General features: G+C 38.8%; 5 protein-coding genes. 2 read left to right on the top strand and 3 right to left on the bottom strand.

Going from position 1 to position 8,586, the window contains the following annotated elements; genetic code table 11:
• Nucleotides 1–330 precede the first annotated feature (330 nt).
• On the bottom strand, nt 331–1,992 hold the full coding sequence (locus BMX11_RS16490; protein ID WP_090886237.1) for an SUMF1/EgtB/PvdO family nonheme iron enzyme: 1,662 nt from the start codon (nt 1,990–1,992) through the stop codon (nt 331–333).
• Nucleotides 1,993–2,666: 674 nt separating this feature from the next.
• Here BMX11_RS16490 and porV point away from each other — a divergent pair.
• Together porV and ispF are read left to right on the top strand one after the other, a co-directional pair.
• Nucleotides 2,667–3,857 (top strand): type IX secretion system outer membrane channel protein PorV, encoded by a 1,191-nt coding sequence (porV, locus tag BMX11_RS16485; RefSeq protein WP_090886235.1) that lies wholly within the window; start codon nt 2,667–2,669, stop codon nt 3,855–3,857.
• A gap of 53 nt (nt 3,858–3,910) precedes the next feature.
• Nucleotides 3,911–4,390, top strand: a complete 480-nt coding sequence (gene ispF, locus BMX11_RS16480; RefSeq protein WP_090886234.1) for a 2-C-methyl-D-erythritol 2,4-cyclodiphosphate synthase — start codon at nt 3,911–3,913, stop codon at nt 4,388–4,390.
• On the opposite strand, the gene BMX11_RS16475 is transcribed toward ispF, so the two are convergent.
• Nucleotides 4,387–4,818: a DUF1440 domain-containing protein gene (locus BMX11_RS16475; protein ID WP_217643853.1), complete on the bottom strand. Its 432-nt coding sequence runs from the start codon at nt 4,816–4,818 to the stop codon at nt 4,387–4,389. The genes ispF and BMX11_RS16475 overlap by 4 nt on opposite strands.
• A 300-nt stretch (nt 4,819–5,118) precedes the next feature.
• The gene (locus tag BMX11_RS16470; RefSeq protein WP_090886230.1) at nt 5,119–8,529 is read right to left on the bottom strand and encodes a trifunctional glycoside hydrolase family 18/polysaccharide deacetylase/glycosyltransferase family 2 protein; all 3,411 of its coding nucleotides are present in this window, start codon (nt 8,527–8,529) and stop codon (nt 5,119–5,121) included.
• Nucleotides 8,530–8,586 lie beyond the last annotated feature (57 nt).

The raw sequence follows: 8,586 nt of genomic DNA, 5'->3' as shown, positions 1-8,586 counted from the left end.
GGATATGACAGGGCAAACTCCTATGGCCTTGAAAGCATGAAAATGCAAGGTGCAATAGCGATATTCGTGGTAAATCTAAAAAGAATACTAAAATTCTAAAGCGGGATCACTTTTGCAAAAAAAAACATCTTGAAAAGGGTCCTAAAACGCTATAAATCGGGGAGAGATCTTAATAAATTGGAATCAGTAAAAATATAAAAACACTCAAAAACAAAAAGCGGATGGAGATCTTATGACCTACCCATCCGCTAATCTTTTTATAGACCATTTTAAGCCTACTTTTTCAGTGCCCTCCAGATTAGAAAGAGGGCTTTGTGAATATTGTTCTTATTAACGCTTTGGATTGAACGCTTTCGGAGAAGCTTGCTTAAAGTTTCTTTTGCCAGCGGTGCTGATTTCAGGAGCTCCAAGCATAGTCATTGCACAACGGAAGCCAATTTCAGCGGATGCATCGTCTTGTTGTAAGAAACGACGGGTTGCTGGATTTAACCAATAAGCCATATCGTTCCATGAACCACCTTTATAAACCCTCGATTTATCATTTACTAAACTAACACCTTCTTCGTTTAACAACTTATTTTGTCTGTCTCTGTAACCTCTTTCATCGGCCTGGTAAGCTGTTACAGCAGTACCAGGATCAGTTGATTTAGAAATAGAATCAGCTCTTTTTGCCAATGCTTGTTTCTCTGCCCAGCTTAATTTTTTACCCGAATATGCATTTTCCTTAATTGGATTGCCATACTTATCCAGTGCAATCTTTCCACTTTGAGCATCAGATAGTTGTTTGTTGGTGAAGTAGTTACCACGGTATGGGTTGAAAGCATCTGCATCAGTAAAAGTTCCTGTTCTATATACGTCATTTACCCATTCATTAACGTTACCAGCCATATTGTATAACCCAAAATCGTTTGGTTTATAATAAAGTACCGGTACAGTTAAATCTCCCTTATCATTTAGTGAACCACCAACACCCATATAATCTCCGGCGGCTCTTTTAAAGTTGGCTTGAATTAAGCCTCTTGTTTTTTTGCTTGCAGAGCTAACACCTAAGCCATTCCAAGGGTAAATTTTATTCTGATTAATGTTTTCGTATTCTGTATTTCCAATTAAACCCAGTGCGGCATATTCCCACTCCGCTTCTGTTGGTAGGCGGTAAGGTTGCATAATTACACCATCCTCTAATGTTGCAGTTCTTCTAGGCTGACCCCCTTTGGCTGGAGCTGCTGCCCCGGCAGTTGTAGTAGCTGCACCACTTTTAACATTATAATCTACTGGCGCGTTTTTACCTTTATCGTCGTACTGGCCATTTAAATAAGCATCAGTATTGAAAGGTTTATCTGGTTTTGGCGTAGCGGCTGCAGTAGTATTGCTTTTACCACGGCCAGAGTTGCCTTGAGCCAAAGTTTTATAATCTGTTAAAATTCCTTTTTCACGTAAAATAAACTCATTTGCTCTTGAGGTTCTCCATTCGCAGTAGCGTGATGCCTGTTCCCACGAAACACCCACAACAGGATAATCACGATAGGCCGGGTGTCTTAAATAGTTATCTACGTAAGGTTCGTTGTAAGATAAAGCCCGTCTCCAAACCAATGAATCCGGAAGCTCATTGTAATAATATTCGCTGTCTTCAGGATAGTTATATCTAATCCAGTGTAAATATTCTAACCAGTCGGTATTAGAAACCTCTGTTTCATCCATGTAAAAAGAAGGTACAGTTACCTGTCTTTTATAGTTGTAAATATTTGGTTCAACCCCAGGTACTTCGATGGCACTTCCACCAACAACAAGTACTCCACCCTCAATTGGAATTAAGCCTGGCCCCGGTGCGCGTTTGTACTTCGTTGCCACGGCAAAAGCGCCTGATGTTTTATTTTTCTTATCCGCATAAGGGATTCCTGTTTTACTTGAACTGTTTCCCCCCTTAGAGCTACAGCCCGAAAGTAAACCCACCAATGATAAACAAGCAAAAGAGTATAGTATTAGTTTTTTCATATAATGCAAGACAAATATCGCCCACTATTAATCCAACGATAAAATTACACAAATTTAAATGATTTATAAGCTTCGAGCCAACAATTATTTGAATATATTTTTGAACGATAACGTATTATTTTATTACGTATTGTGTCTGTTTAGTTTTTCTTGTTGTTTTTTGCTAAAATATTATAAATAAGGGGTATAGCATTTTAAAGGTTACTCTAAATTTCAATTCTGATTCTTTTTTGATTCTGATGTGAATTTTAATTCAGGATCTCTTTAATGTCTTAATATCCGATCTACAGCAAATTTATGTAGAGTATATGCTTATTGAGGCAGGCATGAGGACAAATAGAATTGGTAACTGTAATTCAGAAAAAAAATAGTGCTGGCGCTGTAGCCGATAACTGAATTTTAATCGAATACTGGTTTGTTGATCAAGTTGGGGAGGCTGGCAGGCATAAAACGGTATCAATAAAATATCAATAAGTTTATGGTGAATGTTAAGTTGTTGATTGTTTATGAGTTACAGTTTTTGTAGTTGTATAGTGATGTAAAAAACGTAGGTTTAATTAGTAAACACTCTGAAAATTCGTAATTTGGTAAAATATAATTTTTGGTTTTACGTTTAGAAGACATATTCTCCATTGAGCTAAATACCAACAATCTAAAATTACGTACCTTAAAGAATGAATTTCAAGTACATCAGTAAGCTTGCTTTTTCTGCGATTTCTATGGCATTGGTATTTAGCGGATCTAATGCCCAGGTTATCATTGGCAATTCGCAAACCAACGGAAGTGAGCCTAACAATATCATTACAGCTGTTCCTTTTATGCTAATAACACCTGATGCGCGTGCTGGTGCAATGGGTGACGCAGGTGTGGCCGTAGCGGGCGATGTAAATTCGGCGAGTATTAATCCCTCAAAACTGGCTTTTCTCGATAAACCTTATGGATTTGCCGTTTCATATAGCCCCTGGTTGAAAAGCCTGGTTCCAGATATAAACCTCGCTTATTTAAGTGGCTTTTATAAACTGGATGATCGCAATACCATTGGTGCATCTTTAAGGTATTTTTCCCTGGGCTCTATTCAGTTAACAGACATTAATCAACAAGACTTAGGCATTGCCAACCCTAACGAACTGGCCTTCGATTTTACTTTCGCCAGGAGCTTTGGGGAAGAATTTGCACTGGGCTCTTCGTTGCGTTACATTTATTCAAACCTGGCTTCAGGTCAGTTCTCTTCAGGAGGACAGGTAAGAGGTGGTAAGGCTATTGCGGTCGATGTATCGGGCTTGTATAAAACCTCCACCACTCTTTTCGGAAAGCCAGCTGTATTATCTGCCGGAGCTAATATTTCGAATATTGGTACAAAGATGAGCTATTCTGATGATGGGCCTAGTTTCTTTCTGCCTACTAATTTTAAGCTTGGAGGTGCTTCAACCATAGCCGTTGATGAATATAGCAGCTTCACTTTTGCTTTGGATTTTAATAAGCTATTGGTTCCAACGCAGCCTATATATGATGCCAACGGCCAGATTGTAAGTGGACAAGATCCTAACCGATCTGTTCCTGCCGGGATTTTTGGATCTTTTGGTGATGCTCCGGGTGGTTTTAGTGAAGAACTTAAAGAAGTTGGGATTTCTACCGGGCTAGAATATTGGTATAATCAACAGTTTGCCATTAGGGCAGGTTATAATTACCAAAGTCCGATGAAGGGTGATAGCCGTTATTTTACTTTAGGTTTAGGTCTGAAATACAACGTATTTAATATAGATTTCTCTTATTTGCTGGCAAATGCGCAAACCAGTCCACTGGCGAATACCCTCCGTTTTGGTCTTTTGTTTAACTTTGGCGAAAAAACAGCAGTAAAAAAATAAGTTTACTGATCTGCTTCCGGTTAAATCATTTCAACCTCAAATAAAAAAAATAGATGAAAATAAGAGTAGGCTTTGGGTTTGATGTTCATCAACTAAAAGATCAGCACCCTTTTGTGGTAGGTGGAGTTACCTTAGAACACCATAAAGGTGCTTTTGGGCATTCGGATGCTGATGTATTGTTACATGCTATTTGTGATGCTTTATTAGGTGCTGCAAATTTGCGTGATATAGGCTTTCACTTTAAAAATACAGACGATAGATGGAAAGGCATTAGTAGCTTGATTTTATTGAAGGAAACGATAAAACTTTTGGCTGAAAAAGGATGGAGTGTAGGAAACATCGATGCCATGCTGTGTTTAGAGGCTCCAAAAATTAATCCTCATATTCCTGCAATGCAAGAAAATATAGCAGCAGCGATTGGAATTTCAACAGAGGACATCTCTATCAAGGCAACTACAAATGAGCAAATGGGCTTCGTTGGCCGGGAAGAAGGCGTAGTAGCTTATGCTGTTTGCTTAATCGAGAAAGGTTAATGCCTTTCTCCTGGGATTAATATTGCAATAGGTAACCCGATACAAAAAATTAAGATAACCGCATTGATTAATGCCCGTTGCAGATTAAAATCAACATGCGGTATTTGAGTTAGGGGAACCACAATGAGGTTCATTATCATCCAGACCAATAAGCCATATAAAATTCCTGACACTAATTTATTAGCACTTAAAAACTGTAGTTTTCTGGCTATGATAGCATAGAATAAGGTAAATGAGAGCGCAATCAGGTAGTGAAAGAAGATACCTGCTAATATCATTTCCGTCCCGCCAGAAAAGGCTGCTTTACCAAATAGCGCACTGGCAATGTATTTGAATGTTGCGGCAAACTTAAACTTGGCCAGAATGATCACCGCCGCCGCACCGTCTAGTGTGCCCGCAATAAAGGCAACCATTAAAATTGATTTCAACGAGATGTTATTTGAAGTGGAGCTACTCATTGGTTAGAATTAAGATTATGGTTCCGGTTACTTCATCATTAAAACAATAATACTAAAATTAATTCATTGATCTTGAGGTTCTCCCGCAGATTTAAAATGATTAGCGCTGATGGTTTGTGAAGTTAAAACTACTTTCTCGTTTACTTTGTCCTTATTTTTATAGTCTACTAGGCCGAAGAATAATGCTACGTTTTATCACCTTAATCTGCGGGAGGAGTTAGCGATTAATGGCCTCCCGCAGATTTAAAATGATTAGCGCTGATGATTATTTTAAGATAAAGCAACTACTTCTTTTACGTTGCCTGTCCTTTTTAACGTTCCCCAGGTTTCCAGCTCACCTTTAATCGCTTTTCTAAAAGATCTGAACAATACCAGGTACATTAATTGTCGCCAAAAGAAGCGCTGAGGTAAAAGATAGATCAGGCTTTTTAGTTTTTCCTTCTCCATTTTAAATGCAATGGCTGCAAAAAAGAGATCGACCAAGATAAAAATTATATAGTAGAACAGCACTTGCCCGAAGCCATTATGAAGACTTAATATTCCTGATAAACCTGTTAACTTTAGGTTATTAATGGCGCTCAAAGAGAAAAGACCGCTAATTAATGAAATCAGCATGAATAAATCGGCCAGCGGCGAAAATAGCGGAAGTATAATCTGATAAATTAGAATATTAGGCATGCCAACCATTCCGAAGTAACCATATTTTTTATTTAGAAGGGTTTTTCTATTTTTCCAAAAACTTTGCATTACGCCGAAACTCCAGCGGAAGCGTTGTTTTAAAAGCATGTTAACCGTTTCTGGGGCTTCTGTATACGCAACAGCATTATCACAATTTTTAACGGTATATCCAGCTCTTAAAATGCGCATGGTTAAATCACAATCTTCTGCCAGTGTATCTGTTGTAAAGCCACCCACCTCTATTACCACTTCTTTCCTGAATGCGCCTATGGCTCCCGGAACAACGGTAATGGTATTGAGGAGATCGAAAGCGCGCCTGTCCATGTTTTGCGCAGTAATATATTCAATGGATTGCCATTTGGTAAGTATGTTGTTTGCATTTCCAACTTTTACAGTTCCTGCTACAGCTGCAATTTGAGGTTGATAAAAATAACGCATTAACTCCGTTACTGCATTATTTTTTAATTGCGTATCGGCATCAATACAGATAATATAATCGGCAGTGGCCTGGGCAATACCATAGTTGAGCGCCGAAGCCTTTCCTCCATTCGCTTTGCGGAAGACTTTAACTTGTGGATGGTTCCCAAACTGTGCATTAACCATTGCATAGGTTTCATCTTTAGACCCATCATCTACAAAAATCAGCTCAAAATCGGGATAATTTGTTTTTAGAAGACTCTTAATAGTTTGTACCGCGGTTATTTCTTCATTATATGCAGGAATAATGATGCTCACCTTTTCAGCAGGACTTTTAATGAGGTTATGCACGTTCTTTTTGGCCTTTTTTCTTTGAAGAAGAGCGAGATAGGCAATAAATAGCGTTCTTAAAATGGCTAACACTATGGCAACGGTGAAAATAATATTCAAAATCATGTTTCCGTAGTAGAAAAAGTTGATGAAAAATAAGTCTCCAGAGCCAGTGAAGCCGCTATTGGCAGTTGATTTTACAGCAGGCATGAGCTCAGCTCGTTTTTTACCCATTAAATCGCCAACTGTGGTAAAGGTATAGCCTTTTTGTTTGAAGAATTTGATAATGCGGGGCAGCGCGGCAACTGTTGCTTCTCTATTTCCTCCAGCATCATGCAGTAACAAAATGTTACCGTTATCCTGTTGTTTCACTACCTCGTTAAAAATCTGATCAGCTGTTTTACCTGGCTCCCAATCTTCCGGATCAATGTATTCTCCTATATTGATGTAGTTCTCTTTACGGCTTTGAGCCACGGGTAGTATTTCCGAAATATTTTGTGGTTCGGCATCCGCATTAAATGGCGCACGAAACAATATAGTGCTGTGACCGGTTACAGCCTCAATTAACCTTCGTGTAGAGTTTAATTCAAATTTTACTCTATTTGGTCCAATGGCCGACATGTCTGGGTGGAAAAAAGTATGGTTACCAATCTCATAGCCATCATTGTATTCCTGCCTGAGCAGCTCCATATTTTTTTCGGCCATGATGCCAACTACAAAAAAGCAACCGGGTACATTTTCTTTTTTAAGGATATTGATTACCTGCGGGGTGTAGGTAGGGTCGGGACCATCATCAAAGGTGAGTGCTATTTTTTTATCGGCCTCACCAAACCTTTTAATTACATATTGTGTAGGCAAACGAACATATTTCTGATCCGCTATGCTGAAATTCTTTTTATCTAAAGTAAATTTCACGCTTCCGGGGTTTGGCGTAGAAACCAGGTCAAGAATTTCCCCATCACCGATGTAGGCAATTCCACCCATGGTTAAAGGGGAAATTTTTCTGAGGTCAACAGGTTTCTTCTTTAAGGCATCTAAACTCAGATCGTTAGAGATAAAGCTCCATAAGCGTTTATCCTCAGAACCTAATCGCCAGAGGGCAACGCCTGCGATATTCCAATCGTCGGCCTTACGGATGAGGTTAAAATTCGTTGCCGCATCGGTAAAATATACCTCGTGGGTAATGTTACTACCGTCTTTATAGGTGTAATTCAGATTAGCAGATTGTGGGTTGTAATGGATCTGACTTTTATAATTTACGGCCGTATTCATGGCATCCTCGTAAGTTATCGATTTGCCCACGCTGTTTTGTGGCCAATCATAACCATAACATGCAAGAGCTAAAATTACCTTATCAGGATTCATTTCGCTGCAAATATCGTCGAGCTTATCCTCTACCCATTCTTGATGTGAAATATCTCCGGCATTACTTTGATCGGTATGTTGATCATAGGCCATGAGTACCACGTAATCGTTGTAGTTTTGAAGTATTGCGGGATTATAATCGTCATTTTCTGGAGAAATATCTTGTGAAACCATCAGCTTTTTGGCATGAAACTGTTCATAAAGATTTTTCATAAAAGCATTGAACTGATCTCTGTTTTCTAGATTGAGTTCTTCGAAATCGATGTTGATCCCCTGGAAATGATATTTTTTCGTAACCCGGATGAGATTGGTAATGAGTTTTTGTTGTGCAGGGAGATCATTTAATAATCTTCTTACAGCGGCTCCATCCCAATGATCTTGATTAAAGTTAGATACTACAGCTATGGGCGATTTATGGGCTTGATGAATAACATGAAGTGCAGCAGTATCGGCCTTGTCAACAATAGAATCTCCGTTTAAGAAAAAGGATTCTGTAGCAACCATGTCCAGGTGTCCGATATTTCTCTTTAAATCGGCCAGCGATTTTCCGGCAGTACCGGCCCAGTTCACATAAAAAGCCATGTTTATGCGCTTACTGTCTCCACGGTGAAGCAAAACTCTTTTCTCGCGATCTTTTTTTATCTTTTGCAGTTTGGATTTTGCAATGGTGAAATCCTTATACTGCTGAGATTTTTTAAGCTTTTCGAGTTGCTTTTGAGTTAAGGGAGTATTGGTGTTAATAAAAGGTAGTCGAGGTGATTGTACCGACCATAAAGTAAAGGCTACACATACAATTGCAGCGATGAAGACCAGGAAGAAGCCACGACTAACCCAAGTGAAAGTGTGCCAACGCCTTTTGGTTTCAGTTTGAAATATTTGTTTTCCGGACATTTTCGTTCTGATTTGATGATACAAATTTTAAAATCAGAGATGAAGATTGTATGAATT

Origin of the sequence: Pedobacter rhizosphaerae, from assembly GCF_900111155.1 — a bacterium.
In the GTDB taxonomy this organism is placed as follows: domain Bacteria; phylum Bacteroidota; class Bacteroidia; order Sphingobacteriales; family Sphingobacteriaceae; genus Pedobacter; species Pedobacter rhizosphaerae.
Note: the sequence above shows the minus strand (reverse complement) of the source record. Positions and strands in the feature narration are given on the sequence as shown.